A 25,681-nucleotide genomic window follows, 5' to 3' on the forward strand; every position below is an offset into this window, starting at 1 on the left:
AATACTAGAATGTAGTTAACCTTGCCCTATTTAATAGGGCCGTAAGTCCAAAAGGGAGGTGAAAGCGATGACAAAATACGAAGCTATGTTTATTCTTGTCCCAGATCTAGAGGAGGAAGTTAGAAACAACATAATTGAAAAATTCAAAGGTATCATTGAACAAAATGGTACTGTTGAAAAAATTGATGAGTGGGGCGTAAGAAGACTTGCATATGAAATCAAGCATTACGCTGAAGGATATTATGTTGTTATTAACTTCCAAGGTGAGTCAAGTGTAGTAAACGAGCTTGACAGAATTTCTAAGATAACTGAGCAAGTTATCAGACATATGATTGTAAAGGAAGATGAGTAAAGGTGGTGAACTAATGAATTGTGTTTTATTGATTGGTAGATTAACAAGAGACCCAGAATTGAGGTTTCTACCTGAAAATGGAAGAGCAGTTGCCACCTTTAATATAGCAGTTGATAGACCTTTTACTAATATAAAAGGAGAAAGAGAAACAGATTTCTTTAAAATCGTAGTTTGGGGTAGACAAGCTGAAAATTGTGCTAACTATCTAGGAAAAGGCAGACTTGTAGGAATTCAAGGTCGTATACAAACTAGATCATATGAAACTCCACAAGGAGAAAAAAGATATGTTACAGAAATAGTAGCAGACAGAGTGCAATTCCTAGATTGGGGAGACAATAAATCTGGTAGCGAAAGTATGGGTATGAGGACAGAAGATTTGATAGCAGCAGATGGGTTTCAACCAGTAGACGATGACGAAATTCCATTCTAGAAGGAGGGACAAGAGTGGCTAGAAGAAATAGGAAAAAAAGAGTATGTAGTTTCTGTGTTGATAAAGTAGAAAAGATAGACTACAAAGATGTGAATAGACTTAAAAAGTACATGACTGAAAGAGGTAAGATACTTCCAAGAAGAATCACAGGAAACTGCGCAAGACATCAAAGACAATTGACAAGAGCGATAAAGAGAGCAAGAAATATAGCTCTATTACCATATACTGTAGAATAATATTAGAGAAGTGGAAAACCACTTCTCTTTTTTGATGTTCATAATTGTGTTATAATTTTCATAGAATATTTTAGATAGTATAAATTATGAAAGAGGTGAAGTATATGGAAAATAGAAGTATTACAATTTCATTTTTAACAAGGACAGGCTTAATGTTAGCCTTAGCTTTAGTGTTTCAAATAGGTTTTAGAGCTTTTGCTCAACCTGCAGTAGGTCCTTTAGTAAATATGGTACTTATAATGAGTGGTGCACTAGTTGGGACTTTGTCAGGAATTATAGTTGGTTGTTTAACACCTTTAATAGCTTTTTTTGTAGGAATAATGCCTAAATTTCCTTTGATTCCATTTATTATGATAGGAAATGCTTTGTTAGTTATAATTTTTAATTATATTAGAAATAAAACTTCTAAATGGGGAGATTATTTAGGTTTAATAGGAGCTGCTTTTGTTAAATTTGTATGGTTAGCTTTTTCTGTTAGATATTTGGTTAAATTATTTATGCCAAAAGTACCTGCAAAACTTATTGTTGCATTATCTCTTCCTCAATTGTATACGGCACTTATTGGGGGATTTTTAGCTGTATTGATAATAAAAATGTTACCAAAAAATATTTTTAATAAATAGAATTAATATAACGCTTAAAAATGTATTCTAAGTGCAGCCATTTGGCTGCTTTTTTTATGTGATGGAGCCTATATTTCATTTGACATAATAAACTCTACTATGTAGAATTTTATTAAGGTTGCAGTTAGAAATTGTTGGAATAGTTCATTATTTATACAAATCTGCTATAATGTATATAGGGGGCGTAAAATATGGGTTTTAAAGATGATAAGATAGATATTACGAAAAATATAAAAGTTATTGAGTGGCTTAAAAGTGAACTTCTGACAGCTGTAGCATCACTTTTTGAGTTATTTGTTAAAGGGATAAAAAATAGCCAGGACGCTTTATTAGATGCTTTGGCTAATATTATTTTGGTAACATATTTACTTGGAAAGAGATTGGGTTTTAGTTTTGAAAGTATAGATTCTAAAATTGAAAATAAAATTAAATTAGGGATAATAGAAGAACATAAAATAGAAAAGTGGTATGGTGATTTGAGTAAATTAAGAGAATACTTAAATAGATCAAGAAAATAATAGAGGTGATTTCTTTGAACTTAAATGATAAAACTAAAGGGGTAGCAGAAGCGGGAATAATTACAGCTTTAACGATTATTTTAGCTTTAATAGGGGTTAATATATTTTCTATAGTAATATTATTATATCCTGTTCCTTTTATAATATTAGGATTTAGGAGAGATATAAAATATAGTATATTATCGATTATAGTGTCAAGTTTTGTATTAGGTATATTGATAGATTTACTTACTGGAGTATTTATGTTGTTGCTATTTGGGCCTTTATCTGTCATTTTTGTTTATTTGCTTAATAAAAAGGAGAAGTCATATAAGGTTTTAATTATTACTACAGTGGTATTTTTTGTTTCAATTTTAATTGTTATATTATTATCAGGATATATATTTGGAGTAAGTTTCGTTGAACATATGGAGCTTTCTCTTAATAAAGCATTTGAAGTTCAGTTAGATATGATAAAAAATATGAGTTTAACTAACTACGAAATGTCAAAAATTAAAAGTATGATGGACATGATTATAGATTATATGATTGCTATATTACCTGCAGCTTTAATTATTTTTTCAGGATTCGTAGCATATGTTAATTATTTAGTATTAGGAGCTGTATTGAGAAGGATTGGCAATAGGAATATCCATGTACCGAGATTTAAATACTTTAGAATGCCTAGTAATGCAATATTAGGTATTTTGGCAATATTTATAGCTACTTGGATTATTAAATATTTTAAAATGCTTTATTATCATACAATATTTCTAAATGTAATGATTATTGTTCTATTTATTCTCTTTATACAAGGATTGGCAGTTCTGGTGTTTTATTTAGACAGAAGAAAAACTAATAAATTTATAAAGGGGATAATATTAGTACTATCAGTGATGTATATTCCTATGTGGCTACTTGTTTCTTTTATTGGCTTTATAGATTCACTTATCAATTTTAGGAAAGTTAAAGTTTCCTGATTTTTTAGGAGGATAAAATGGGAAAGGGGAAAAATATCTTTAGATTTTTAGTACCAGACACTAAAATTTATCTCTGGATAATAGGAATACTTATAGGAATTATAGCTTTTTATGAACCTGTAATTGCAGGTATAGGGGTAATAGTTTTATTTTATTTAATTTATTATCATTGGAGAAATGTTCACTTAAAAAAAGTTGAGTGGACTAAATATATAGAAAGTCTTACAGAAGATTTTGACACTGCTACAAAACATGCGATTTTAAATTTACCAATTCCTTTAGTAATGGTTGAAATAGATGGGAGGATAACTTGGTATAATCCTAAATTCATGGAAATAATCGATAGAGAAGATATACTTGAAATTAGAATAAATGATATAATTCCAGGATTTAATATAGATGATATAATGAATAATGAAAAAGATATGGTAATTGAGGCAACAATTAAAGATAGACATTATAAAGTGTTGTATAATATAGTAAAAAAGGAAAACAAAAATAAAAACAAAAAAGGCTATATAATAATGTTATATTGGATAGATGTAACTAATTTTACTTTATTGAAAGACAAGTATAATGATGAAAAAATTAATGTATGTTTAGTACAGGTTGATAATTACAATGAAGTTATAAAGAGCACGGAAGAAACTTCAAGGCCAATAGTTATTGCAGAAATAGATAGAAGATTAAATATTTTTGCATCAAGAATAAATGGACTTATAAGAAAATTTGAAAGTGACAAATATTTGATAATTTTTGAGCATAAGTATTTACGAAATTTGGAAATAAAGAAATTTGATATACTTGATGATATAAGAGAAATAAGTGTAGGTAATAAAATACCAGTTACTTTAAGTATAGGTGTAGGCGTAAATGGAAAAAATCCTGCTCAGCTCTATGAATTCGCAAGGGCTGCTATAGATATTGCATTAGGAAGAGGTGGAGACCAAGCGGTCGTTAAAAAGATAGACAAACTTGAATTTTATGGAGGTAAAAGTAAAGCGGTTGAGAAAAGGACTAAAGTAAAGGCGAGAATTATTTCTCATGCTTTAAGACAGCTTATAGACCAATCAGATAGAGTATTTATTATGGGCCATAAGATAGCTGACATGGATAGTTTTGGTGCTTCATTAGGTATATTTAGAGCTGTTAAGAACAGAGGTAAAGAAGGATATATTATATTAAGTGGAGTTAATCCTTCGATAAAGAATATTTATAATAAAATAAAACAAGATCATCCTCAATATTTAAAACACATAATTACTCCTGAGGAGGCTGTAGCTAAGGCAGACAAGTCTTCTTTATGTATTGTTGTAGATATTCACAGGCCAAGCTATACAGAAGCTCCAGAATTGTTGGAAATAGTTGATAAGGTGGTTTTGATTGACCATCATAGGAGAGGTGCAGAATTTATAGAAGAGCCTGTGCTTATGTATTTGGAGCCTTATGCTTCATCAACATGTGAATTAGTTACAGAGATACTTTATTACATGGGAGATAAAATAGAGATAGAAAAATTTGAAGCAGAAGCTATGTTGGCTGGTATAGCAGTAGATACTAAACATTTTACTTTTAAAACTGGAGTAAGGACTTTTGAGGCAGCTTCTTTCTTGAGAAGAGCTGGAGCAGATACTACGTCGGTAAGAAAATTATTTCAGGATGATTTGTATACATTCATCTTAAGGGCGGAAGTTGTAAAGAAAGCAGAGATAATAGATGGAATTATAGCTATATCAACATTAGAGGAAATTAGTGATGATTCAGTATTGATTGCTGCACAGTCAGCAGATGATTTATTGAATATTAGTGGGATAAAAGCTTCATTTGTATTAGTGATAAATGATGATAAAATACATATAAGTGGCAGATCATTAGGAGACATTAACGTTCAATTAATTCTTGAAAAATTAGGTGGAGGAGGTCATTTGACAGCGGCTGGCACGCAGTTAGATGGGACTGATTTACATTATGCAAAAGAAAGATTGAAAGAAGCGATAAGAGAATATATTAAGGAAGGTGAAGAGTAATGAAGGTAATATTATTAAAGGATGTCAAGGGACTTGGTAAAAAAGGTAGTGTTGTTAATGTAAAAGATGGCTATGCGAGGAATTTTCTTTTGCCGAGAGGAGTTGCTAAAGAAGCAACAGAAGGTAATTTAAAGGTATTAAAAGAACAGGAAACAGCCAGAGAGATTAAACAAAAAGAAGAATTAGAAAAAGCTAAAAAATTAGCTGAAAAGATATCTAGTATTAGTGTTAAAATACAAGGCAAAGCAGGAGCAAATGGTAAGCTATTTGGTTCAATTACAAGTAAAGATATTGCCAATGCATTAAATAAACAGCATAAAATAAAGATTGATAAAAAGAAAATTATGTTAGAAGATAATATAAAAGCTCTTGGTGTAGTTTTTGTTGATATTAAAGTATATCCGTCTGTTGTAGCAAAGCTTAAAGTTGAGGTATCTGAAAATTAGTGTGTTTTATATAATCAGCACTTTTTAAGGAAGTTGCCTTAAAAAGTGCTGTAATTCATATTAGGAGGTGAACTCTGTGACTGATAATATAAAGACTATTGGAAAAGTACCTCCACATAGCATTGAAGCTGAACAGTCTGTTTTAGGATCAATGATACTAGATAAAGATTCGATAATTACTGCTATTGAAATATTAAGACCAGACGATTTTTATAAAGAAGCTCATAAGGAAATATATGAAGCTATATTAGCACTTAATGATAAAAATGAACCTGTTGATTTGATAACTTTATCTGAAGAATTGAAAAAGAGGGGTACTTTAGAAGCGATTGGTGGAATGACCTATTTAGCCGATTTATCAGAAGGTATATCTACAACTGCTAATATAAAGCATTATTGTGAGATAGTAGAAGAGAAATCAATTCTAAGAAAGTTGATTAAAGCTTCTGATGAGATAATGTCAAAGGGATATGAAGCTGATGAAGAAATAAGTAGTATAATCGATTTAGCGGAAAAGAAGATATTTGATATTACGCAAAGAAAAAGTCATGAAGGATTTACGCCTATTAAAAATATTTTATTAGACAGTCTTAATAAAATTGAGGAGATGTTTGAAAATAAAGGTGGCATAACAGGTTTAACTACTGGATTTATCGATATAGATAATAAAACATCTGGATTACAAAAATCAGACCTAATATTAGTTGCTGCTAGGCCATCGATGGGTAAAACAGCTTTTGCATTAAATATTGCATTAAATAGTGCATTAAAAGGTAATGCATCAGTTGCTATATTTAGTTTAGAGATGTCAAAAGAGCAATTAGTGCAGCGTATGTTAAGTATTGAATCACATGTAGAAATACAAAAAATTAGAAATGGACAGTTGAGTGAGGACGAGTGGTTAAGATTGGTTAGAGCAATGGGGCCTTTATCTCAAGCTAAAATATATATTGACGATACCCCTGGAATTACACTAAGTGAAATGAAGGCGAAATGCAGAAGATTAAAGATAGAAAATGGATTAGACTTGATACTTATTGATTATTTACAGTTAATGCAGGGAGATGGGAAATCCGAGAATAGACAACAGGAGATATCTGCTATATCGAGAGGTTTAAAAGGATTAGCAAGAGAAATGAATTGTCCAGTAGTAGCTTTATCGCAGCTTTCACGTGCACCTGAGTTAAGATCTGATCATAGACCTATTTTATCAGATCTAAGAGAATCTGGTGCAATAGAGCAGGATGCAGACGTAGTAATGCTTTTGTATAGAGATGAATATTATCATCCAGATACAGATAAAAAGAATATCGGTGAGGTAATAATAGCAAAGCAGCGTAATGGTCCTACAGGTACTGTTGAATTGGTTTGGATGGGACAGTTTACTAAATTCTTGAATTTAGAAAAGTATAGACAATAAATTATTTTATACCGAGGGTTTAAACCCTCGGTATATTTTTTGACAGAAAGTAATATAACTTTGTCAACAGCCTGGATGCTTTTTGTATAAAAAAGCATTATGGAATATAAAGGAACTAATTGCGTGATATAATATAATATAGATAATTTAAGGGGTGTGGGTGAGTATATGTGTTTAATTGTAGGAAAAAGGGTTACTATAAGACCTTTAGTATTAGAAGATGTATATGCAATGCAAGACTGGGGGAAACATGAAGAGCCACTTTTTTCTGACTATAATTTTCCTAAATTAAAAGATGAAGAAATAAGACAGTGGTATAAAGATAGAACGCTTAAGAAAAATAGAAAATCTTTTGGTATATTGAATGAAAATGGAGATACAATCGGATACTTAACAATTAGAAATATAAAAAAATTCAAGAAACAGGCAACTTTAGGAATAACTTTAGATGCTAACTTTGTAAATCGAGGTTATGGTACTGAAGCTTTAAATATTTTTTTAGATTATTTTTTTAATGAACTTAAAATGAAAACTATGTGTCTAAGTGTTGCGAAATTTAACAAAAGAGCAATAAGATGTTATGAAAAAAATGGTTTTAGAAAAACTGGGGAATATCTTAAGAAACTAGACATAAAAACATATAATGTTTTATTAAAAGAAAGACATAGTGATTTGATTGATGGCTTTATTTTTAAAAAAGGGAATTTATATTGCTGTTATTATAAAATGGAGTTGAGTAAATATGACTACTGCAAAAACGAACATTAAAAATAATACAACAAATAACATTCGGTATTTTATTGACTTTAATAAATCGATTTGATAATATAGTTAGGGGTCATTCGTGTTATAACGAAAATTATTTTAGAAGAGAGGTAATGAAAATGCCTAAGAAAAATTACGATGTTATAATTATTGGTGGTGGACCTGCTGGAATTTTTACTGCATTAGAATTATTAAAACATGATGAAAATATGGATATATTATTACTCGAAAAAGGAAGGAACATTGAAGGCAGGATATGTCCAATAAAAACAAAAGGCGTTAAATGTGTGCAGTGTAAACCTTGTTCTATTGTTAATGGATGGGGAGGAGCAGGTGCTTTTAGTGATGGTAAATTGACACTTACTTCAGAGTTTGGTGGTATTTTAGATGAGTATATGACGAAAAAAGAACTTGAGGATCTCATAAATTATGTTGATAGAATATATCTAAAATTTGGTGCTACAGAAAAAATACATGGTACTAATACCGAGAAAATAAGAGAAATTCAAAGGAAAGCAGCTGCTGCAGATTTGAAACTTATACCTGCAAAGGTTAAACATTTAGGCACTGAAAGATGTTTTAATATACTAAAAAGAATGGAAGAGTACTTAAGGGATAGAATAACAATAAAATATTTATCACCTGTTGATAAAATTTTAGTTAAAGATGGCAAGGTTTCAGGTGTTGTAACTAAAGATGAAGAGTTTTTTAGCGATTATGTAGTTGCAGTACCTGGTAGAGAAGGATCTGAATGGTTTAAAAATGAAGCTGAAAGATTGGGACTTAGCCTTAAAAATAATGCAGTTGATATTGGCGTTAGAGTAGAAGTTCCGGCTGTAGTTTTAGAGGAAATTACTGACGTTGTTTATGAATCTAAGCTGATTTATTATACAAAATCATTTGATGATAGAGTAAGAACTTTCTGTATGAATCCTTATGGTGAAGTAGTTGTAGAAAATAATGATGGCATAAAGACAGTTAATGGACATAGTTATGCAGAAAGGAAAACAGAAAATACTAATTTTGCACTTTTAGTTTCTAAAGAATTTACTGAACCATTTAATTCTCCTATAGCTTATGGGAAATATATTGCAACATTGGCTAATATGTTAGGAGATGGGGTAATAGTACAAAGGTTAGGGGATTTATTAGATGGTAGAAGAACTACAGAAAGTAGATTAAGAAGAAGTTTAGTTCAGCCTACATTAATCGATGCTACTCCTGGTGACTTAAGCTTGGTGCTTCCGTATAGGCATTTAAGAGATATAATTGAAATGCTAGAAGCTATGGATAAGATAGCTCCTGGAGTATTTTCAAAACATACTCTTTTATATGGGGTTGAAGTTAAATTTTATTCTTCAAGAGTTAAGCTCACGAATAATCTTGAAACAGAAATAGATAATTTATTTGCTGCAGGAGATGGTGCGGGAGTTACAAGAGGATTAGCACAAGCTTCTGCTGCAGGAGTAGTTGTAGCAAGAGAGATAATAAAAAGGTTAAACAAATAACAAAGGGGTTGATTAAATGAATACACTTGTTATATTAGGTGCTCAATGGGGAGATGAAGGTAAAGGAAAGATAACAGACTTTTTATCTGAGAAAGCTGACATAGTCGTTAGATATCAGGGTGGAGATAATGCAGGTCATACTGTTGAAATAGGAGAAAAGCAGTTTAAATTACATTTGATACCATCAGGTATTTTTTACGAAGAAAAAGTGTGTGTAATTGGTAATGGGGTTGTTGTAAATCCTAAATCATTATTAGAAGAGATAAAGTACTTAAATGATAGAGGTATAAAAACTGATAATTTAAGAATAAGTGATAGAGCACATATTATACTTCCTTATCATATTAAACTAGATGAACTTGAAGAGAAAAAAAGAGGCAAGAGTAAAATTGGAACAACAATTAAGGGAATAGGTCCTTGTTATAGAGATAAAGTTGAAAGAAATGGAATTAGAATGTGTGATATCTTTTATAAAGATATTTTAGAGGAAAAACTTAGAAGAAATATAAAAGAAAAAAATGAAATAATTGAGAAACTTTATGGTGAAAGTGGGCTTGATGAAGATAGTATTGTAACAGAATATATGGATTACCTAGAAAAAATAAAAAAATACGTTGTAGATACAACTGCTTTATTAAATGAAGCTATTGAAAATGGCAAAAAGATACTATTTGAAGGAGCGCAAGGGACACTTTTAGATATAGACTTTGGAACATATCCATATGTTACTTCATCTCACCCAATTTCTGGAGGAGTAACTGTTGGAACTGGAATAAGCCCCTTTGGTATAAAAGAAGTCTTAGGAGTAGTTAAAGCTTATACTACAAGAGTAGGAAAAGGACCGTTTCCAACTGAATTATTTGATGAGACTGGAGATATGATAAGACAAAAAGGGTATGAATATGGAACTACAACAGGTAGACCAAGAAGATGTGGATGGTTAGATACTGTTATGCTTAGATATTCAGCTAGAATAAATGGATTAACCTCTATTGCAATTACTAAGTTAGATACATTAGGAGGTTTTGAAAAACTAAAGATATGTACAGCATATGAGCTTGACGGAAAAGTAGTTAAAGATTTTCCTTCAAGTTTAGAAACTCTAAAAAGGTGCAAACCTATATATGAGGTTTTAGATGGATGGAAAGAAGAAGAGATAGAGGATGTAAAAACATTTGATGAATTACCTGAAAATGCAAAGAAGTATATTTCTAAGATTGAAGAGCTTACTGGCGTGAAAGTTAAGTTAGTTTCTATAGGGCCTAATAGAAATGCAACTATATTAAGAGAGAATATTTTCTAATTTAGCAACCCCTGATGCTTTAGTATCAGGGGTTCAAGTTATATTTATTAATTAATTGAAAAAATAATGCTCATAAACAAATATATTTTTTCAATTATTATAGTTCTATTTTGTTTACAGTTTGCCCTCTGATGCTTTAGTATCAGAGGTTAAATTTTGGTAAAATAAACCACATAAAAAATTTTAAAAAAAGTGTTGACAAACAATATCTTATCCTGTAATATATATAACTGTGAGTTGCAAAACGACCCATTAGCTCAGTCGGTAGAGCACCTGACTTTTAATCAGGGTGTCCCGCGTTCGAGTCGCGGATGGGTCACCAATATGGAGAGGTGTCCGAGTGGTTTAAGGAGCTGGTCTTGAAAACCAGTGACTCGCTTGCGCGGGCCGTGGGTTCGAATCCCACCCTCTCCGCCAAATAAAGAGTGGAGAAGTACTCAAGTGGCTGAAGAGGCTCCCCTGCTAAGGGAGTAGGTCCCTAACGGGGCGCGAGGGTTCAAATCCCTCCTTCTCCGCCAAGATTTAAGGGCCCTTAGCTCAGCTGGCTAGAGCGTCCGGCTCATAACCGGCAGGTCCGGGGTTCGAGTCCCTGAGGGCCCACCAATCAAATACAGGGGTGTAGTTCAGTTGGTAGAACGTCGGTCTCCAAAACCGAATGTCGTGGGTTCGAGTCCTGCCACCCCTGCCAACAGGACAACATCGGGGTGTGGCGCAGTTTGGTAGCGCACGTGGTTTGGGACCATGGGGCCGGGGGTTCGAGTCCCTCCACCCCGACCAATATGGGCTTATAGCTCAGCAGGTTAGAGCGCACGCCTGATAAGCGTGAGGTCGGTGGTTCGAGTCCACCTAAGCCCACCATAAATTATGATTTTTTAAGGGCCCTTAGCTCAGCTGGCTAGAGCGTCCGGCTCATAACCGGCAGGTCCGGGGTTCGAGTCCCTGAGGGCCCACCAATCAAATACAGGGGTGTAGTTCAGTTGGTAGAACGTCGGTCTCCAAAACCGAATGTCGTGGGTTCGAGTCCTGCCACCCCTGCCAACAGGACAACATCGGGGTGTGGCGCAGTTTGGTAGCGCACGTGGCACGTCTTTCAGACGAATTGAAAATTAAAAAATGAAAATGTAAAATTACAAAGATAATTTTGAATTTTACATTTTAAATTCTGCAAAAGCAGTACGTGGGCTTATAGCTCAGCAGGTTAGAGCGCACGCCTGATAAGCGTGAGGTCGGTGGTTCGAGTCCACCTAAGCCCACCATAAATTATGATTTTTTAAGGGCCCTTAGCTCAGCTGGCTAGAGCGATATTTTTCAAAACATAAAGTGTTTTGAAAAATATTTTTAAATTATAAATTTTAAATGTTAAATAAAAAATATTTAAAATTAAGCATTTAACATTTAGAACTCCGCGAAAGCGGCAAGGTTTGTACTTTGAAAACTGCACAGCGTATAATGTATCAGGTACTAGGTACTGGGATACGGTAGGAGTTTTTTACAATTCATAGGAAATTATATTCCTTGCTAAACTGTGGATAATTTTGAATATAATTTCCGTTTATGAATTTCAACAAAATCTTCCTTAATTTTTTAAAGTCGAAGATTTTGTTTACTGTATTCTGTTAATATACTTTGCTTTCTATAAATTTGTCGAAGTACATCGAAAAAGATGAAAATTCTTCAAAAAAGTTATTGACACGAATCTATAATTATGCTAATATATATCTTGTCGTCGCTGACAAAAGGTATTGATCCTGGGTAGCTCAATGGTGGAGCAACCGGCTGTTAACCGGTAGGCTGTGGGTTCGAGTCCCACCCCAGGAGCCAGAATAAATGCCGGGGTGGCGGAACTGGCAGACGCACAGGACTTAAAATCCTGCGGTCCTTATAAGACCGTACCGGTTCGATTCCGGTCCCCGGCACCACATCATCGCGGGGTAGAGCAGCCAGGTAGCTCGTCGGGCTCATAACCCGGAGGTCGTCGGTTCAAATCCGGCCCCCGCAACCATATTGAAAAACGTGGCGGCGTAGCTCAGTTGGCTAGAGCATGCGGTTCATACCCGCAGTGTCGGCGGTTCGAATCCGTTGTGGCCCTATGGTCAAGTGGTTAAGACACCGCCCTTTCACGGCGGTAACCCGGGTTCGAATCCCGGTAGGGTCACCAAAATTGGGCGCGTAGCTCAGCTGGGAGAGCATCTGCCTTACAAGCAGGAGGTCACAGGTTCGAGCCCTGTCGCGCCCACCATCTTTTTTAAGTTGAAGCTTTAAAAAGATATTTAAAACTTAACATTTACGATTTAAAATTGATTTTATGGCCCGGTAGTTCAGTTGGTTAGAATGCCAGATATTGGCCCGGTAGTTCAGTTGGTTAGAATGCCAGCCTGTCACGCTGGAGGTCGAGGGTTCGAGCCCCTTCCGGGTCGCCAAATATGCTGGCGTAGCTCAACTGGTAGAGCAGCTGACTTGTAATCAGCAGGTTGCGGGTTCGAGTCCCATCGCCAGCTCCATATTAGGAGGGGTTCCCGAGCGGCCAAAGGGGACGGACTGTAAATCCGTTGGCGTAGCCTTCGCTGGTTCGAATCCAGCCCCCTCCACCATACACTACTTCGTAGTGAATCTTAAATTATAAATTTTAAATGTTAAATATTTTAGCGACTCAATATCATTTAAAATTTAGAATTCTGACATAGTCAGTGTGCGGAAGTGGCTCAGTGGTAGAGCATCGCCTTGCCAAGGCGAGGGTCGCGGGTTCGAATCCCGTCTTCCGCTCCATTTATTAAGCGGGTGTAGCTCAGTGGTAGAGCCCTGGCCTTCCAAGCCAGTCGCGAGGGTTCGATTCCCTTCACCCGCTCCAATTTTCATTATAGATTAAATTTAAAATTATTTCGTGGTGGGTATAGCTCAGTTGGTTAGAGCGCCAGATTGTGGCTCTGGAGGCCATGGGTTCGAATCCCATTATCCACCCCATCAAATGATAATATTTTGCTGGGGCGTCGCCAAGTCGGTAAGGCACTAGACTTTGACTCTAGCATTCGCAGGTTCGAGTCCTGCCGCCCCAGCCATTTATTCTTTAAACTGTTTTGGCGGCATAGCCAAGTGGTAAGGCAGAGGACTGCAAATCCTTTATTCCCCAGTTCGAATCTGGGTGCCGCCTCCATGTTTGCGCCTATAGCTCAACTGGATAGAGTGTCTGACTACGAATCAGAAGGTTGGGGGTTCGAGTCCCTCTGGGCGCACCACTTAAATATTATTAAAAAAATGGAGGGTTGATGCGAGAAGCCAATCCTCCATTTTTTAATGCTTTCGTGGCATATGAACTAAATTTTTTTGTCAATTTTCAATTTACAATTTATGTTAATCTGATTACTGTTTTTCACTAATAAAAGTTTCACTATTTTAATTATAATTTTATATTTTTTGCTCTTAAATTATCTAATGGTGATAATCTTTTAAAGTTCTTCATTACATAACTTGAAGCTAAATGAGAGTAACGCCTAGTCATTTCTAAAGATGTATGTCCTAGAATTTGCTGTAATGTAAATATATCTCCACCATTTATTAAATATTTAGTTGCAAATGTATGCCTTAATATATGTGGGTGTAACCTTTCTATTCCTGTTTTTTTCTTTAATCTAACAAATATCATTTTAATTACATCTTTACTTACAGGCGTTTTATTTTGACTTATAAAAACGTGTGTTGTCGGATATTCTGGCATTGGTCTATATCCATTTAAGTACTTAAATAATAACTTTTTAGTATACAATCCAAGTGGAACAATCCTTTCCTTTTGACCTTTACCATAAACTTTAATTACATTTTGAGTAAAATGCACATTTTCAACTTTTAACTCAATTACTTCATTACTTCTTAATCCTGAGTCTAACATCAGCGATATCATACATTTATTTCTTAATCCGAATTCAGTTTTATCATTAATGCTTTTATATAAAATTTCAATTTCTTCATCACTTAATATTTCTATTGTTTTTTTAGGTGCTTTTGGTAATTTAAATCTTTCTGCTAAATTCTCTTTTATGTATGCTTCGTTATATAACCAATTTATAAATGCTCTTAACTGTCTAATATATGTCTGTATCGTTGTTTTAGATAATTTTTCTTTTTTATTTGTTTTAAAATTATATTCTTTATCTTTACTACCCAAATATAACTGATACTGTTTTAAATCTAACAAAGTTATATCTGTTACTAATTTATCTTTTCCGATAAAATCTATAAAGTAACTTAAAAATCTTTCATAGTTAAATATAGTTTTATCTGTGTTCCCTTTTAGTTTTTGGTCTATTAAAAACAATTCTAATGCTTTTTCTAGAGTTAGCAAAAACTCACCCTCTCTCTAAATTTTTCTCTAGCTCTCATTTCTACATATAATTTCTCATGATAATCTTCAAAACTCATAATGTGTTTTTTAATTTGCTTATATCTGAATACTAGTTTTCTATTATACATATCATGCATAATTTTATGCAAAGTATTTATAGCATTTCGTATATTTAACATTACTGATGCTTTATCTATTTCATAGTTATTTACTTCAACTTTACCAATAAAGTCATTTTGATATTCTTGATTGTTTGTGTTAAATTCTTTTAACATGTTTATAAAAACTTTATACAATTCTTCATCTATGTTAAGTTTATAGATACTAGGTTTATTTAAACCTCTGGAGCAAAAATATCTTTTCTGATTTAATAAATCTTTTTCAAGATATATTTCATAATTATCTTCACCTTTAGAGTTTTCTTTATTTATATACTTAGCAACATACTTCGCAAAATCCTCAATTTCTTCTTTTTTATTAACTGATTCAATCCAAGTATAACCATGTCGCCATAATTTTGAAAATTCTTTTTGTTCAATATAAGGTAAATTGAAATATAATACATGGAAGTGAACTGCTCCACGTTTCTGAAATTCTGGTATACAAATATACTTAAGCACATTTTTATGTACACCATAAAGGTAGTAAGAAAGACGTTTATTAAACTTTGTAAATTCAGCATTTGCAGTTTGTAAATCGGTAACATTTTCAGCAAATGTTAAAGTCCAGAATTTAGGTCTTTGTATATTACCATAATAATCTGGTATGCAGTTTATATTACATGCGATTATATCAAAAACCTTTTGTCTTGCTCTCATAATAGACTTAATAAAATTCTCTCTATTTTTTTCGCTTGTTCCTTTTTTCGTTGCAAATGTAGGTTTACTAGCATAATTGAACTGTAATGTTTTAGAATACTTTTTTAATGTTATATGTTTACCTGCTATTTTTACCTGGAAGTTAAAACTCATTAAATTAATCATAGGTAGACCCCCTTTAGCTTTTAAATATCACACTTAAGCTTTCGCATTAAGTGTGATATTACTCAAGTGAAGCCAACCTACCCGCAACTAACGTTTCTTAAGACATTTTGCTTTGATAAAAGTCAATAGCTTTCGCGGCATATCCTCGCTTTGCTGCGGTATTCCACGTTCTATTGACTTTTATCAATTTTGTATGCTATTTATAAACTGCGAAGGGCGACAGGAGGGAAGAAGAAATACTTAGTTTTTATTTTTTCTCCCTTCCTTACAGCATTTTAGCATACAAAAACGCTCCATTTTGTTAGTGCTATAAGGTAGTTTTACTTCATATTTATTTTTGCTCTGGGCTCTTGGAGAGAAGAAACTGGTAAATATTTACAAACTTATCAATATTTTAACTTATCCAAATATTCTTTATTTGCTGCTTTCCAACGTCTCAAATGAAATTTAATCTGTCCTTTGGTCCTGCATCTCTTTAATAATTTCATTAAACTAAACATGCTCATATTTTTATAATCCATTATCAACACCTCATTTTTTTGCAAGCTTTAAACCTTTATATTGTATGCTATAGCTTGCGCCCTGTGGCAATGGCATGTAGCCATTTGCCACAGGGCAGGAGCATCAAATTACTAACTTCTTTTTTAAAGTTTTTTTAGTATCTTTATCTAATATAGTTACTGAAGAAACTACTCCCTGCTTTTCAAGTATTTCTACTGGTGTTAAGAATTCTTGTTTTTTAGCTTTAGATATCATTTCGTATGTATCATACATACGTCTTAATCTATCTGTTTGAATAAAACTTAATCGTCTCAACGGATTAGGTTTAAAGTTATATATATCAATCGTTTGTTCGTATTCTTCTGCATCATAATATTTATTAAATGTCCACCTTTTAAATAATGTCTTGCTTTCTACTACACAAAATGTTATTTGTCTTATGAGAGCATCAACGTGTTTAAACCGTTGTGCAGTTGCAAATATAACTTTTCTTTCTTTTCGTACCTGGAGCAACAAACCAATGAGGTCGGCAGGTACTCCATTTTTTGCCCAATTCCTGGAATTAAATATACTTGATATTTCATCAAGTAAGATTAGAGTATTGCCATCTATTTCAATTATCTGATCATAATTTGTTAGTGGAATTATTTTGGTATGCTTGGGAAATCCAGTTAGCTTTATATTCGTTAATATCTTAAGGTCTTTATATTTTTTACATAAGTCGTAAGCTGTTTTAACCATTGATATGGTTTTTCCTGTTCCAAACATACCTATCCAAATGTATAAACCATATAAGTTGAATTTTTCCCATTCTCTGTATTTTACATATCTATATAAATCAATTATTTTCCAATACAATAGATGTGGGATTTTAGGTAAATAATCAAATATCAATGCATTTAAAAGCCCAAACATAATATCACCCTTTTTTAATTGATTAGAATAAGAAAGTCCCATTCAGGGACTCTCTTATTACTATCTTGCTACTTTCTTTGCTCCTCTTAATACTCTAAATGCTACTCCTGCTATCATTCCTAATACTAGTACGTTTAATGGATACTGTTGGAATAATCCTAATATTGATTGAATCATACCTATTATTTCATTGAATAAAGAAGTATCTATTACTGGTGTTGTAGTATTACCTCCTTTCCTAGAATATTTAATATATTTAATTTAATTACATGCCACCTTTTGATAACCTAAATGTTATGCCTTTTATGATGTCTATTACTCCAGAGATTATTAAGATAAATATAAAACATCTTACTATGAACGCTATTTCTTCCATGCCTTGTGGAACTGTTCCTAATAAATTCATTAACGAATCCATTTCTTTACACTCTCCTTAAATGCTAGATATAACAATACTAAAATTAAAAATACTGCTATATTATTTTGCTTATCTATTAATTCTACTTGTCTATCTATGTAATTTGACATATCTGCTATCTGCTGCTTTATTGCTGTTATTTCTATATCCATATTGGTTAGTATGTTTTCTATTTGCGTTAAATCTGTTTCTTCCATACTATCCACTCCTTTGAATTATTCCAAATAAAAACCTTGCTGCGAAGTATAAGAGCATTGAGCCTATGAATATTTCAAAGAAACTTATCTGATATTCAAATACATTAAATTTTAATTTCATTACTTTTACTGCTAAATCTATTAATACTCTTAATACTTCCATAAAACCCCTACTTTCTAAAGATTGATACTATTATCATTATTGATATGCCTACTGTACCTAGTTGTACCCATTCATCTGGTAATACTGAGAATATATCTTTAAAAACTGCCATCACTTGCCCTGATTTTGAACTCAACATTCCAACGAATGAAACTAATGTTTCAAATACATATACTACATCTGAATAAACTTTTGTTAATATTCCTCTTATGCCTTTTATTTCTTTTATTTGTTCTTCTATTTCTGTTAAATCTTCTTCTTCATCTGCTTTTTGTTGTTCTAATTGATATAGTTGAATTAAATCACTACTTAATAATCCATCTGGTACATTATTGTTATTAAGTACTTCTCTATATACTATCCCTGTTATATTTTCACTTTGTACTATGTCATAAGTTCCTTTTACTTGATATAAGTACAATATATCGTCTTTTTCTAAGGTAATTATATAGTCATTGTATATGTCAACTGTCTGTTGTGTTTTAACACCATTATTCATTACTGTTACTACAAATCTCTTTTCATTTAGTGGATTGTATGGAATTACTACTTTTCTTGGTACTGCATCGGTATTTGTTGCGATAAATAAATCTCCATCTACCATGTTTACTGTTTGCCATTGTACTTCTTCAATTTCATCATCATAAACTAAATTCTCATAATAACTCATACAATCCATTAATTCCTTATCATCAAACCAAAAATTTATCGTATAATTGCCTATGTTTTCTATAACATAAGTATCATTTTTATCTATATATGACTCAAATCCAATACTTGTAATTGACTTTTCCTGTTCTATATAAAAACCATCTGGTCCAGTTACTGTCATTCTGTATTTTCCTAAGTGTGTATCACTATCTATTAGAAAATATGCTTGGTCTATTTTGTCATTGAATATATATAAACTTTCTCCTGGTTCTATTGTTATTAATCCGCCTTCTTCCTCATTGTACCAGTCTACGAAATAAGGTATTGTAATTGGTGTATATATTACTGTTCCATCATCTAATCTTATTTCATACTTTGCATATTTTGTGTAAATTATAGTATCTACATATTGTCCAAATATTTCCTTATCACTTCTAACATAACCATCATAATAATCATAAGTAAATGCAACAGTACTATTTCTTTCTACATGAACTATATCCAAAACATTTCCATTATCATCTATCGGTTTAAATTCAATATAACTATTACTTACATATACCTCTATATATTCAGGTTCTCCTACAAAATCTACTAAAGCATAAACTCCATCATCATATGTATTTTTTATAATCAAATCGTAATCTTCCCAACCCTGTCCGAATGTATTTTCTAAATCCAAAATACTATCATCTATATACAACCTACTACCTACTTGTTGACTTTCAGCATATACTAAACTTGTATTTAATAAAATAAACACTATCAATAAAAAAGTTAACTTTCTCATTTCCTCACCACCTTCTTTTTGGGTGCGGGGGAGGGATTCGAACCCTCGACCTCTAGGCTACAACCCTAGTGTCCTAGACCTCTAGACCACCACCGCCATGTTACAAGAATTCTATTTCTAGAATTCTTGTTTTGCATACATTCCAACTTTTCCATTTATTAGGTATGTGCCTATTCTTACATTACTTAGTTCTATTTCTTGCATCTCTTTTACTTGACTAAATGTTTGCTGATTTACTGTTACATCTAAATTCACTCTTTCGCCTGGTTGGTATAAACGTAGTACAAACTTTTTATTGTTGTCTTTATCTTGCTTTTGTACTTTTTCTAATACTAATCCTTTTAGACTAACTAACATCTAATTTACACCGCCTTTCTTTTATCCTTTTATTTGGGGTGGGAGAGAGTAGGAAATTAGTCCTACTCCCAATTTTATTAAATTTCATATAAAATGAAATCTATTTAAATAAATTCATGATATCTGAATTAATTTTATTATACATTCATGTTTCATGAATGTCAATAATAAATTTCATGTTTTATGAAATTTATTAGTATTTTTTTTTAGTTAATGATAAAATATTTTCATAAATAATGAAAAAAGAAGGGGTATTATGGGTAAGGTATTAGGAGAAAGAATAAAAAAATTAAGAAAAGAAAAGAATATTACTCAAAAAGAATTAGCTAAAATATTAAACATTCAAAATTCCACTTTATCTCAATATGAAAATGGTATTAACGAACCAAGTGATGAAATAAAAATTAAAATTGCAGATTTTTTTAATGTTAGTATTGACTACTTACTAGGCAGAACAGATAACCCTAATCCTAATAATTCTTACAAATTGACAGATGAAGAAGCTGACAAACTAGCTGATGAAATTATTGAAATTTATATTAAAAAAGGCAAAATTAAAAGGGGCGAGAAACTCACCCCTGAAAAAATCGAGAAAATATTAAAAGAGATAGAAATTTTTATTGATATGGCTAATAAGCTTGAAGATATTTAATTTTTTTAGTTGTTTTCTATTATATCTTTAAGCTTATTTTTATTTGCATTTAATTTTTCCTTCAGCATTTCTTTTAACTTGTTTTTCAACAACTTCATAAATGCCCCCTTTAATGTTTTCCCCCTATTTAATGTAACGATGAAATGCGAACATATGTTTGGTTATATTATACACTTTTCTTATTTTTCTTACAACTTTATTTTAAATTGATTACATTAAAATAAGATTCGCAAATGCGAATCTTATAATGCTTTTTCTATTTTTGTTGGATTCAATATTTCTTCTATTTTATTTTTCAATTCATTAACTTTATATCCATATCCTACTTTAATTCTTAATAAAGGTAAATTTGTACTTTTAAATACATTATTTAAAAATTCATCTCTTTCTATTCTTTCAGATTTATTGTGAGTTGAATCATCTAATTCTATAGCTAATACTGGTTTAAGAGTTTCACTTTCACAAATTAAAAAATCAATATGTTTTGAATTTATTTTGTTCCAATAGAGCTGTCTTTTTTCTGTTTTATCTACATATAAAATATCAGCTAGTCGTACTTTTGGACATATGTATAAATTTTTTTCCTTAATTGCTAAAGTTAGTGTTTTATAAAAGTTATATTCAGCTTTACTTAATAAATGTTTCTTACTTTTATAAGGTAATTTAATTGATACATTATTTTCTGTTTTTTTCAATTTAATTATGTAATTATACGTTATATAAATAATGATTAAGACAATTATAATATAGTACACGATATTACCCTCCCATAATTTTTCATTTATATCTATTATTTGACATTTACTTCCTTAATTCCTCTTTTATTTCAAAAGTTTCACTATTTTATAAAAGTTTCGTTATTTTACGAACTTATGTTCGTGATTTCTACGAATCAGAAGGTTGGGGGTTCGAGTCCCTCTGGGCGCACCACTTAAATATTATTAAAAAAATGGAGGGTTGATGCGAGAAGCCAATCCTCCATTTTTTTATGTTCTATTATAAATATAGGCAAAATCTATATTGCAGTTGATTTTAAATCGAAGATTTTGTCTATCTTAAAGCGGCTTTAAGCCGCTGTTTTAATATTGTTAATTTTTAGACTATTCTGGATATTTTTCGACATTTCTATTAATATATAAATATCAAGATTTTTTATACTTTATAATAATTATTTATAATCTAAAGGGGGAGTATCAAAACAATGGAAAAATTCACAACCAAAAGAAGCCTGTTTGACAAAATTGACTCAATATTAGAAAAGCACAATTGGAATAAGAACGACTTACTTGCTATCCTCTTAGAAACTCAATCAAACATTTCTCAAAATTATATTCCAGAAGAAGTAGCAAAATATATAAGTATCAAGTTGAATATTCCTACAAGTAAGGTTTATGATGTTATTACTTTTTTCTCAGCTCTTAACGATAAGCCAAAGGGAAAACACGTTATTCAACTATGTAAAAGTACTACCTGTAGATTGAATAAGTATCAAAAAGTTAGAGAGATTTTAGAAAGAGAATTAGGTATTAAAATGGGTGAGACTACAGAAGATGGAGAATTTAGTCTTGAATATACAGCTTGTTTCGGTGCTTGTGATATCTCGCCTGCATTTAGAATTGATGATAAGGTTTATGGAAATTTAAATGAGACTAAAATTAAAGAGATTATTAATAGTTACAGGAGGATTAATCATGAATAGAGTTGTTAATGTTATAACAAAAAATTTTAACAAATATAATATAGAATCAATTGATGAGTATGTTAAATTAGGCGGATTTGAAGCTTTGAAGAAAGCTTTTGAATTAGGGCCACAAGGTGTTATCGATGAGATTAAAGCTTCTGGATTAAGAGGAAGAGGTGGAGCAGCATACCCAACGGGGAAAAAATGGGAACAAGCAGCGAATGTAAAGGGAGATAGAAAAATTATTATATGTAATGCAGATGAAGGAGAACCAGCAACTTTTAAAGATAGATATTTACTAGAATATGACCCTTATAAAATAATAGAGGGAATGACCATTGCTGCTTATACAGTTAAAGCAAATGAAGGTTATATCTATATTAGAGAAGAATATAAACATCTTCATAACAAGGTTAGAAGAGCTATTGAATTAGCGAAAAAAGCCGGTTATTTAGGTGAAAAGATTTTAGGTACTGATTTTAAATTTGATATAAAGGTATTTTCAGGAGCAGGGGCCTATGTCTGTGGTGAAAATTCTTCTTTAATTGAGTCAATGGAGGGTAAAAGTGGTAGACCAAGAATAAAACCTCCATATATTAAACAATGTGGACTTTATAATCTTCCTACACTTGTAAACAATGTGGAAACGTTTGCCGCAGCAGCATCTATATTATTAATAGGTTCTGAAGAATATACAAAGTACGGAACTTCTGAAAGTAAAGGTACGAAATTAATTAGTTTATGTGGAAATATTAACAAGCCAGGTGCATATGAAATTCCTTTTGGTGTTACTTTAAGAGAAATTATATATGATATCGGTGGAGGTATTAAAGAAAATAAAAAATTAAAATTTCTTCAGCTTGGAGGGGCATCTGGAGCTATCGTTCCTGCTGATATGATAGATTTAAGATATTGTTATAAAGAATTAAAGGATCATGGAATTGAAATAGGTTCTGGTGCAATATTGGTAGCAGACGAAACAAATAGTGTGGTTGATTTCATAAAATCTGTACAAGACTTTTTCTTACATGAAAGTTGTGGAAAATGTACACCATGTAGAGAAGGAAACAGACAGATTACAAAAATAATCAATAGATTTGTTGCTGGAGATGCTAGTATAACAGATTTGAAAACAGTAGAAAAATTTGCCAACGTTATGAAATACGCTTCATTTTGTGGATTAGGAAAAACTGCTCCGACAGCTTTGCTCTCAGCGATAAAGCATTTTCCAGTAGAGTTTTATCAGCGAATTTATAAAGTGAGTAGATAAAGATACTAAAGTTCATAATATTGAGGAGGTTAAAAATGAGTAACTGTACAATTACTATTGATAATAAAGTAATAACTGTACCAGAAGGTACTACTATATTAGAAGCGGCTAAGAAAGTCGGTATTAATATTCCAACATTATGTCACCATCCAGATCAAAAAGTTAAAGCCAATTGTAGAATATGTTTAGTACAAACAGGACCTAATAAATTAGTTACTGCTTGCTCCACTCCAGTTTGGGATGGAATGAAAGTAAATACACATTCAAAATTAGTTAGAGATACGCAAAGAGGAGTACTTGAGCTAATTTTAGCAAATCACCCACAGGACTGTCTTAAGTGTATTAGAAATGGTAAATGTGAACTTCAGAAACTTTGTGAAATGTTTAATATTTCTAAGACTAATCTTGAAGAAGAAGTAGATTCTTTAGAAATAGATGAATCAAATCCAGCAATTATAAGAGATCATAGTAAGTGTATAAAATGCAATAGATGTATAGAAGTTTGTCAAGAAGTTCAAGGGGTAGGGATATTAAGTCAAGCACATAGATCAATCAATTATTGTATAACTCCTGCGTTTGAAAAGAAACTTATCAATACTTTGTGCGTTTTTTGTGGACAGTGTACTACTGTGTGTCCAGTTGGTGCTATATATGAAAAAGATGATACAGAGAAGGTATGGAACGCTCTATATGATGAAACTCTTCATGTAATTGTACAAATAGCTCCAGCTGTTAGGGTAAGTATAGGTGAGGAATTTGGCTTTGAGCCAGGTACAAATGTAACAGGAAAAGTAGTAGCTTCTCTTAGAAGACTTGGTTTTGATAAAGTGTTTGATACTAATTTTACTGCAGACTTAACAATAATTGAAGAAGGTCATGAATTATTACACAGAATACAGAATAATGGTGTGCTACCTATGATAACATCATGTAGTCCAGGTTGGATAAATTATTTAGAGGGGTTTTATCCAGACTTAATTAAGCATGTATCAACTTGTAAATCTCCTCAACAAATGTTTGGTGCACTTTCAAAAACATATTATGCTGAAAAAATGGGATTAGATCCATCGAAGATATTTACTGTATCTATAATGCCTTGTACAGCTAAGAAATATGAGGCTGATAGAGTAGAAATGTCATCCTATGGTTATAAAGACGTGGATGCAGTGCTTACAACAAGGGAACTTGCAAGAATGCTTAAATCTGCAAGTATTGATTTAGCAAATATTGAAGAAGAGGAATTTGATGAGCCTTTCGGAATTACAACAGGAGCAGCAGTAATATTTGGTGCAACTGGTGGGGTTATGGAGGCAGCTCTTAGAACGGTTTATGAGTTAGTAACTGAAAAAGAGCTTGAAAAGCTAGATTTTACTGAAGTTAGAGGACTAGAAGGCATTAAAGAAGCTGAAATTGATTTAAATGGGACATCTGTAAAAGTAGCTGTGGCTCATGGACTAAGCAATGCAAAGAAAATATTAGATATGGTTAAAAATGGGGAAGCAGATTATACATTCATCGAAATTATGTGTTGCCCAGGCGGATGCATTGGTGGTGGAGGACAGCCTATAGGAACTACTACTAAGGTTAAGGAAGAAAGAATTAAGGGTATTTATAATGTTGATAAAAGTATGAAGATTAGAAAGTCCCATGAAAATCCTGCGATCAAGCAGCTATATAAAGAGTTTTTAGGTAAGCCTCTTGGGAAGGTTTCTCATAAATTACTTCATACATCATATAGCCCTAGAAATCAAATATTAGATATAGACTATCTAAAATATGATAGCGAAGTTGCTACAACTGAAGAATAGAGTTAAAATATAGATAAAGTAATTTTAACTTGGAATCCACAGGCTTAGTTTTTATACTGGGCTTGTGGATTTTGTTTTGGTATATAGAAAATTATTAATTATGGATAAATTAACACAATTCCTGTTAAGTAAAATATGGAGAAAACAAGAGATTTTATAAGAAAAAAATAAATTAATTGAATAAAATTAATATGATTGGGTATCAATAATGTTGAAGACTACTGGCAATTATGCTATATTACTATATGTCTTTGCGGAAGCATAAAAATTAAGGACGAATAAGAATGAAAAAAGTTCTTGACATGATAAAACAAATCTGCTATAGTATTAAGAGTCGACGACAAAAGTCGACAAAGAAAAATGAGTTTGGTC

General features: G+C 31.9%; 25 protein-coding genes and 26 tRNA genes. 41 read left to right on the top strand and 10 right to left on the bottom strand.

Going from position 1 to position 25,681, the window contains the following annotated elements; all coding sequences use genetic code 11:
- Positions 1-85 precede the first annotated feature (85 nt).
- The 37 genes from rpsF to BFN48_RS11310 all read left to right on the top strand — a co-directional run bounded on the left by rpsF (position 86) and on the right by BFN48_RS11310 (position 13,820).
- Positions 86-352 carry a 30S ribosomal protein S6 gene (gene rpsF / locus BFN48_RS11130; RefSeq protein WP_423230253.1) on the top strand — a complete coding sequence of 89 codons (267 nt, stop codon included), beginning with the start codon at positions 86-88 and terminating at the stop codon, positions 350-352.
- A 13-nt stretch (positions 353-365) separates the two neighbouring features.
- Positions 366-782, top strand: a complete 417-nt coding sequence (locus tag BFN48_RS11135; protein ID WP_069650984.1) for a single-stranded DNA-binding protein — start codon at positions 366-368, stop codon at positions 780-782.
- 14 nt (positions 783-796) lie between these two features.
- On the top strand, positions 797-1,018 hold the full coding sequence (rpsR, locus tag BFN48_RS11140) for a 30S ribosomal protein S18 (RefSeq protein WP_141706172.1): 222 nt from the start codon (positions 797-799) through the stop codon (positions 1,016-1,018).
- Between the two features lie 104 nt (positions 1,019-1,122).
- Positions 1,123-1,641: an ECF transporter S component gene (locus BFN48_RS11145; protein WP_207644732.1), complete on the top strand. Its 519-nt coding sequence runs from the start codon at positions 1,123-1,125 to the stop codon at positions 1,639-1,641.
- A 191-nt stretch (positions 1,642-1,832) separates the two neighbouring features.
- Complete coding sequence (locus BFN48_RS11150; protein ID WP_069650986.1) at positions 1,833-2,159, top strand: MazG-like family protein; 327 nt, start codon at positions 1,833-1,835, stop codon at positions 2,157-2,159.
- Between the two features lie 14 nt (positions 2,160-2,173).
- Positions 2,174-3,118 (top strand): YybS family protein, encoded by a 945-nt coding sequence (locus BFN48_RS11155; protein WP_069650987.1) that lies wholly within the window; start codon positions 2,174-2,176, stop codon positions 3,116-3,118.
- Positions 3,119-3,135: 17 nt separating this feature from the next.
- On the top strand, positions 3,136-5,145 hold the full coding sequence (locus tag BFN48_RS11160) for a DHH family phosphoesterase (protein ID WP_069650988.1): 2,010 nt from the start codon (positions 3,136-3,138) through the stop codon (positions 5,143-5,145).
- Positions 5,145-5,591, top strand: a complete 447-nt coding sequence (gene rplI, locus BFN48_RS11165; RefSeq protein ID WP_069650989.1) for a 50S ribosomal protein L9 — start codon at positions 5,145-5,147, stop codon at positions 5,589-5,591. The genes BFN48_RS11160 and rplI overlap by 1 nt, the downstream gene beginning before the upstream one ends.
- Positions 5,592-5,667: 76 nt before the next feature.
- Positions 5,668-7,011, top strand: a complete 1,344-nt coding sequence (gene dnaB, locus BFN48_RS11170) for a replicative DNA helicase (protein WP_069650990.1) — start codon at positions 5,668-5,670, stop codon at positions 7,009-7,011.
- A 168-nt stretch (positions 7,012-7,179) separates the two neighbouring features.
- A complete protein-coding gene (locus BFN48_RS11175) occupies positions 7,180-7,779 on the top strand; it encodes a GNAT family N-acetyltransferase (RefSeq protein WP_069650991.1) in 600 nt (199 codons plus the stop codon).
- 116 nt (positions 7,780-7,895) lie between these two features.
- Positions 7,896-9,284, top strand: coding sequence for an NAD(P)/FAD-dependent oxidoreductase (locus tag BFN48_RS11180; protein WP_069650992.1), 1,389 nt, complete (start codon positions 7,896-7,898; stop codon positions 9,282-9,284).
- 16 nt (positions 9,285-9,300) lie between these two features.
- Positions 9,301-10,587 (top strand): adenylosuccinate synthase, encoded by a 1,287-nt coding sequence (locus tag BFN48_RS11185; RefSeq protein WP_069650993.1) that lies wholly within the window; start codon positions 9,301-9,303, stop codon positions 10,585-10,587.
- A 246-nt stretch (positions 10,588-10,833) separates the two neighbouring features.
- A tRNA-Lys gene (locus BFN48_RS11190) sits at positions 10,834-10,909 on the top strand.
- A 4-nt stretch (positions 10,910-10,913) separates the two neighbouring features.
- Positions 10,914-11,004 (top strand) — tRNA-Ser (locus BFN48_RS11195).
- Positions 11,005-11,014: 10 nt separating this feature from the next.
- Positions 11,015-11,105, top strand: a tRNA-Ser gene (locus BFN48_RS11200).
- An 8-nt stretch (positions 11,106-11,113) separates the two neighbouring features.
- A tRNA-Ile gene (locus BFN48_RS11205) sits at positions 11,114-11,190 on the top strand.
- 9 nt (positions 11,191-11,199) lie between these two features.
- A tRNA-Trp gene (locus tag BFN48_RS11210) sits at positions 11,200-11,275 on the top strand.
- 12 nt (positions 11,276-11,287) lie between these two features.
- Positions 11,288-11,364 (top strand) — tRNA-Pro (locus BFN48_RS11215).
- A 4-nt stretch (positions 11,365-11,368) separates the two neighbouring features.
- Positions 11,369-11,445 (top strand) — tRNA-Ile (locus tag BFN48_RS11220).
- A gap of 18 nt (positions 11,446-11,463) precedes the next feature.
- Positions 11,464-11,540 (top strand) — tRNA-Ile (locus BFN48_RS11225).
- 9 nt (positions 11,541-11,549) lie between these two features.
- Positions 11,550-11,625: transfer RNA gene (locus BFN48_RS11230), tRNA-Trp, on the top strand.
- Positions 11,626-11,766: 141 nt separating this feature from the next.
- Positions 11,767-11,843, top strand: a tRNA-Ile gene (locus BFN48_RS11235).
- 490 nt (positions 11,844-12,333) lie between these two features.
- Positions 12,334-12,408 (top strand) — tRNA-Asn (locus BFN48_RS11240).
- An 8-nt stretch (positions 12,409-12,416) separates the two neighbouring features.
- Positions 12,417-12,506: transfer RNA gene (locus BFN48_RS11245), tRNA-Leu, on the top strand.
- Between the two features lie 6 nt (positions 12,507-12,512).
- A tRNA-Met gene (locus tag BFN48_RS11250) sits at positions 12,513-12,589 on the top strand.
- 11 nt (positions 12,590-12,600) lie between these two features.
- Positions 12,601-12,677: transfer RNA gene (locus tag BFN48_RS11255), tRNA-Met, on the top strand.
- Positions 12,671-12,745 (top strand) — tRNA-Glu (locus BFN48_RS11260). Before BFN48_RS11255 ends, BFN48_RS11260 begins: the two co-directional genes overlap by 7 nt.
- Before the next feature lie 5 nt (positions 12,746-12,750).
- Positions 12,751-12,826: transfer RNA gene (locus BFN48_RS11265), tRNA-Val, on the top strand.
- A gap of 104 nt (positions 12,827-12,930) precedes the next feature.
- Positions 12,931-13,007: transfer RNA gene (locus BFN48_RS11270), tRNA-Asp, on the top strand.
- A 5-nt stretch (positions 13,008-13,012) separates the two neighbouring features.
- Positions 13,013-13,088, top strand: a tRNA-Thr gene (locus tag BFN48_RS11275).
- A 5-nt stretch (positions 13,089-13,093) separates the two neighbouring features.
- Positions 13,094-13,178: transfer RNA gene (locus BFN48_RS11280), tRNA-Tyr, on the top strand.
- A 100-nt stretch (positions 13,179-13,278) separates the two neighbouring features.
- Positions 13,279-13,353: transfer RNA gene (locus tag BFN48_RS11285), tRNA-Gly, on the top strand.
- An 8-nt stretch (positions 13,354-13,361) separates the two neighbouring features.
- A tRNA-Gly gene (locus BFN48_RS11290) sits at positions 13,362-13,435 on the top strand.
- 36 nt (positions 13,436-13,471) lie between these two features.
- Positions 13,472-13,548: transfer RNA gene (locus BFN48_RS11295), tRNA-His, on the top strand.
- Positions 13,549-13,567: 19 nt separating this feature from the next.
- A tRNA-Gln gene (locus BFN48_RS11300) sits at positions 13,568-13,643 on the top strand.
- 20 nt (positions 13,644-13,663) lie between these two features.
- Positions 13,664-13,738 (top strand) — tRNA-Cys (locus BFN48_RS11305).
- A gap of 5 nt (positions 13,739-13,743) precedes the next feature.
- Positions 13,744-13,820 (top strand) — tRNA-Arg (locus tag BFN48_RS11310).
- Between the two features lie 161 nt (positions 13,821-13,981).
- Here BFN48_RS11310 and BFN48_RS11315 read toward each other — a convergent pair.
- The 9 genes from BFN48_RS11315 to BFN48_RS11345 all read right to left on the bottom strand — a co-directional run bounded on the left by BFN48_RS11315 (position 13,982) and on the right by BFN48_RS11345 (position 19,898).
- Complete coding sequence (locus BFN48_RS11315) at positions 13,982-14,923, bottom strand: tyrosine-type recombinase/integrase (protein WP_069650994.1); 942 nt, start codon at positions 14,921-14,923, stop codon at positions 13,982-13,984.
- The gene (locus tag BFN48_RS11320; RefSeq protein WP_069650995.1) at positions 14,917-15,906 is read right to left on the bottom strand and encodes a rolling circle replication-associated protein; all 990 of its coding nucleotides are present in this window, start codon (positions 15,904-15,906) and stop codon (positions 14,917-14,919) included. The genes BFN48_RS11315 and BFN48_RS11320 overlap by 7 nt, the downstream gene beginning before the upstream one ends.
- A gap of 624 nt (positions 15,907-16,530) precedes the next feature.
- Positions 16,531-17,364, bottom strand: a complete 834-nt coding sequence (locus BFN48_RS11325; RefSeq protein WP_069650996.1) for a zonular occludens toxin domain-containing protein — start codon at positions 17,362-17,364, stop codon at positions 16,531-16,533.
- A gap of 223 nt (positions 17,365-17,587) precedes the next feature.
- Positions 17,588-17,740 carry a hypothetical protein gene (locus tag BFN48_RS12505; protein WP_176718873.1) on the bottom strand — a complete coding sequence of 51 codons (153 nt, stop codon included), beginning with the start codon at positions 17,738-17,740 and terminating at the stop codon, positions 17,588-17,590.
- Positions 17,728-17,937, bottom strand: a complete 210-nt coding sequence (locus BFN48_RS11330; protein ID WP_069650997.1) for a hypothetical protein — start codon at positions 17,935-17,937, stop codon at positions 17,728-17,730. The genes BFN48_RS12505 and BFN48_RS11330 overlap by 13 nt, the downstream gene beginning before the upstream one ends.
- Before the next feature lies 1 nt (position 17,938).
- Positions 17,939-18,100: a hypothetical protein gene (locus tag BFN48_RS12510; RefSeq protein WP_176718874.1), complete on the bottom strand. Its 162-nt coding sequence runs from the start codon at positions 18,098-18,100 to the stop codon at positions 17,939-17,941.
- Between the two features lie 7 nt (positions 18,101-18,107).
- Positions 18,108-19,541, bottom strand: a complete 1,434-nt coding sequence (locus BFN48_RS11335) for a hypothetical protein (RefSeq protein WP_069650998.1) — start codon at positions 19,539-19,541, stop codon at positions 18,108-18,110.
- A 23-nt stretch (positions 19,542-19,564) separates the two neighbouring features.
- Positions 19,565-19,637, bottom strand: a tRNA-Thr gene (locus BFN48_RS11340).
- 21 nt (positions 19,638-19,658) lie between these two features.
- Positions 19,659-19,898 (bottom strand): hypothetical protein, encoded by a 240-nt coding sequence (locus BFN48_RS11345; RefSeq protein WP_069650999.1) that lies wholly within the window; start codon positions 19,896-19,898, stop codon positions 19,659-19,661.
- 256 nt (positions 19,899-20,154) lie between these two features.
- On the opposite strand from BFN48_RS11345, the gene BFN48_RS11350 reads away from it, so the two are divergent.
- Positions 20,155-20,550, top strand: coding sequence for a helix-turn-helix domain-containing protein (locus tag BFN48_RS11350; RefSeq protein ID WP_069651000.1), 396 nt, complete (start codon positions 20,155-20,157; stop codon positions 20,548-20,550).
- Between the two features lie 242 nt (positions 20,551-20,792).
- Here BFN48_RS11350 and BFN48_RS11355 read toward each other — a convergent pair whose 3' ends face one another.
- Positions 20,793-21,305 (bottom strand): DUF2726 domain-containing protein, encoded by a 513-nt coding sequence (locus BFN48_RS11355; RefSeq protein WP_069651001.1) that lies wholly within the window; start codon positions 21,303-21,305, stop codon positions 20,793-20,795.
- 446 nt (positions 21,306-21,751) lie between these two features.
- On the opposite strand from BFN48_RS11355, the gene BFN48_RS11360 reads away from it, so the two are divergent.
- From BFN48_RS11360 to BFN48_RS11370, 3 genes are read left to right on the top strand one after another with little or no spacing between them, the layout of a single operon-like run.
- Positions 21,752-22,249, top strand: a complete 498-nt coding sequence (locus BFN48_RS11360; RefSeq protein WP_069651002.1) for an NADH-quinone oxidoreductase subunit NuoE family protein — start codon at positions 21,752-21,754, stop codon at positions 22,247-22,249.
- Positions 22,242-23,501 carry a complex I 51 kDa subunit family protein gene (locus BFN48_RS11365; RefSeq protein WP_069651003.1) on the top strand — a complete coding sequence of 420 codons (1,260 nt, stop codon included), beginning with the start codon at positions 22,242-22,244 and terminating at the stop codon, positions 23,499-23,501. The genes BFN48_RS11360 and BFN48_RS11365 overlap by 8 nt, the downstream gene beginning before the upstream one ends.
- Before the next feature lie 35 nt (positions 23,502-23,536).
- Positions 23,537-25,309 carry an NADH-dependent [FeFe] hydrogenase, group A6 gene (locus tag BFN48_RS11370; protein WP_069651004.1) on the top strand — a complete coding sequence of 591 codons (1,773 nt, stop codon included), beginning with the start codon at positions 23,537-23,539 and terminating at the stop codon, positions 25,307-25,309.
- The last annotated feature ends 372 nt before the right edge of the window (positions 25,310-25,681 follow it).

The sequence above is a fragment of the Caloranaerobacter ferrireducens genome, assembly GCF_001730685.1.
GTDB lineage: Bacteria > Bacillota > Clostridia > Tissierellales > Thermohalobacteraceae > Caloranaerobacter > Caloranaerobacter ferrireducens.

What these genes read in the sequence shown, in the direction of transcription:
- BFN48_RS12510 (WP_176718874.1), bottom strand. Translation starts at nt 18,100, where the DNA reads ATGGAAGTATTAAGAGTATTAATAGATTTAGCAGTAAAAGTAATGAAA.
- BFN48_RS11180 (WP_069650992.1), top strand. Translation starts at nt 7,896, where the DNA reads ATGCCTAAGAAAAATTACGATGTTATAATTATTGGTGGTGGACCTGCT.
- BFN48_RS11150 (WP_069650986.1), top strand. Translation starts at nt 1,833, where the DNA reads ATGGGTTTTAAAGATGATAAGATAGATATTACGAAAAATATAAAAGTT.
- rplI (WP_069650989.1), top strand. Translation starts at nt 5,145, where the DNA reads ATGAAGGTAATATTATTAAAGGATGTCAAGGGACTTGGTAAAAAAGGT.
- BFN48_RS11320 (WP_069650995.1), bottom strand. Translation starts at nt 15,906, where the DNA reads ATGATTAATTTAATGAGTTTTAACTTCCAGGTAAAAATAGCAGGTAAA.
- BFN48_RS11330 (WP_069650997.1), bottom strand. Translation starts at nt 17,937, where the DNA reads ATGGAAGAAACAGATTTAACGCAAATAGAAAACATACTAACCAATATG.
- BFN48_RS11325 (WP_069650996.1), bottom strand. Translation starts at nt 17,364, where the DNA reads ATGGGACTTTCTTATTCTAATCAATTAAAAAAGGGTGATATTATGTTT.
- BFN48_RS11345 (WP_069650999.1), bottom strand. Translation starts at nt 19,898, where the DNA reads ATGTTAGTTAGTCTAAAAGGATTAGTATTAGAAAAAGTACAAAAGCAA.
- BFN48_RS11335 (WP_069650998.1), bottom strand. Translation starts at nt 19,541, where the DNA reads ATGAGAAAGTTAACTTTTTTATTGATAGTGTTTATTTTATTAAATACA.
- BFN48_RS11145 (WP_207644732.1), top strand. Translation starts at nt 1,123, where the DNA reads ATGGAAAATAGAAGTATTACAATTTCATTTTTAACAAGGACAGGCTTA.
- BFN48_RS11135 (WP_069650984.1), top strand. Translation starts at nt 366, where the DNA reads ATGAATTGTGTTTTATTGATTGGTAGATTAACAAGAGACCCAGAATTG.
- BFN48_RS11350 (WP_069651000.1), top strand. Translation starts at nt 20,155, where the DNA reads ATGGGTAAGGTATTAGGAGAAAGAATAAAAAAATTAAGAAAAGAAAAG.
- BFN48_RS11365 (WP_069651003.1), top strand. Translation starts at nt 22,242, where the DNA reads ATGAATAGAGTTGTTAATGTTATAACAAAAAATTTTAACAAATATAAT.
- BFN48_RS11175 (WP_069650991.1), top strand. Translation starts at nt 7,180, where the DNA reads ATGTGTTTAATTGTAGGAAAAAGGGTTACTATAAGACCTTTAGTATTA.
- BFN48_RS11160 (WP_069650988.1), top strand. Translation starts at nt 3,136, where the DNA reads ATGGGAAAGGGGAAAAATATCTTTAGATTTTTAGTACCAGACACTAAA.
- BFN48_RS12505 (WP_176718873.1), bottom strand. Translation starts at nt 17,740, where the DNA reads ATGGATTCGTTAATGAATTTATTAGGAACAGTTCCACAAGGCATGGAA.
- BFN48_RS11360 (WP_069651002.1), top strand. Translation starts at nt 21,752, where the DNA reads ATGGAAAAATTCACAACCAAAAGAAGCCTGTTTGACAAAATTGACTCA.
- BFN48_RS11370 (WP_069651004.1), top strand. Translation starts at nt 23,537, where the DNA reads ATGAGTAACTGTACAATTACTATTGATAATAAAGTAATAACTGTACCA.
- BFN48_RS11185 (WP_069650993.1), top strand. Translation starts at nt 9,301, where the DNA reads ATGAATACACTTGTTATATTAGGTGCTCAATGGGGAGATGAAGGTAAA.
- rpsF (WP_423230253.1), top strand. Translation starts at nt 86, where the DNA reads ATGTTTATTCTTGTCCCAGATCTAGAGGAGGAAGTTAGAAACAACATA.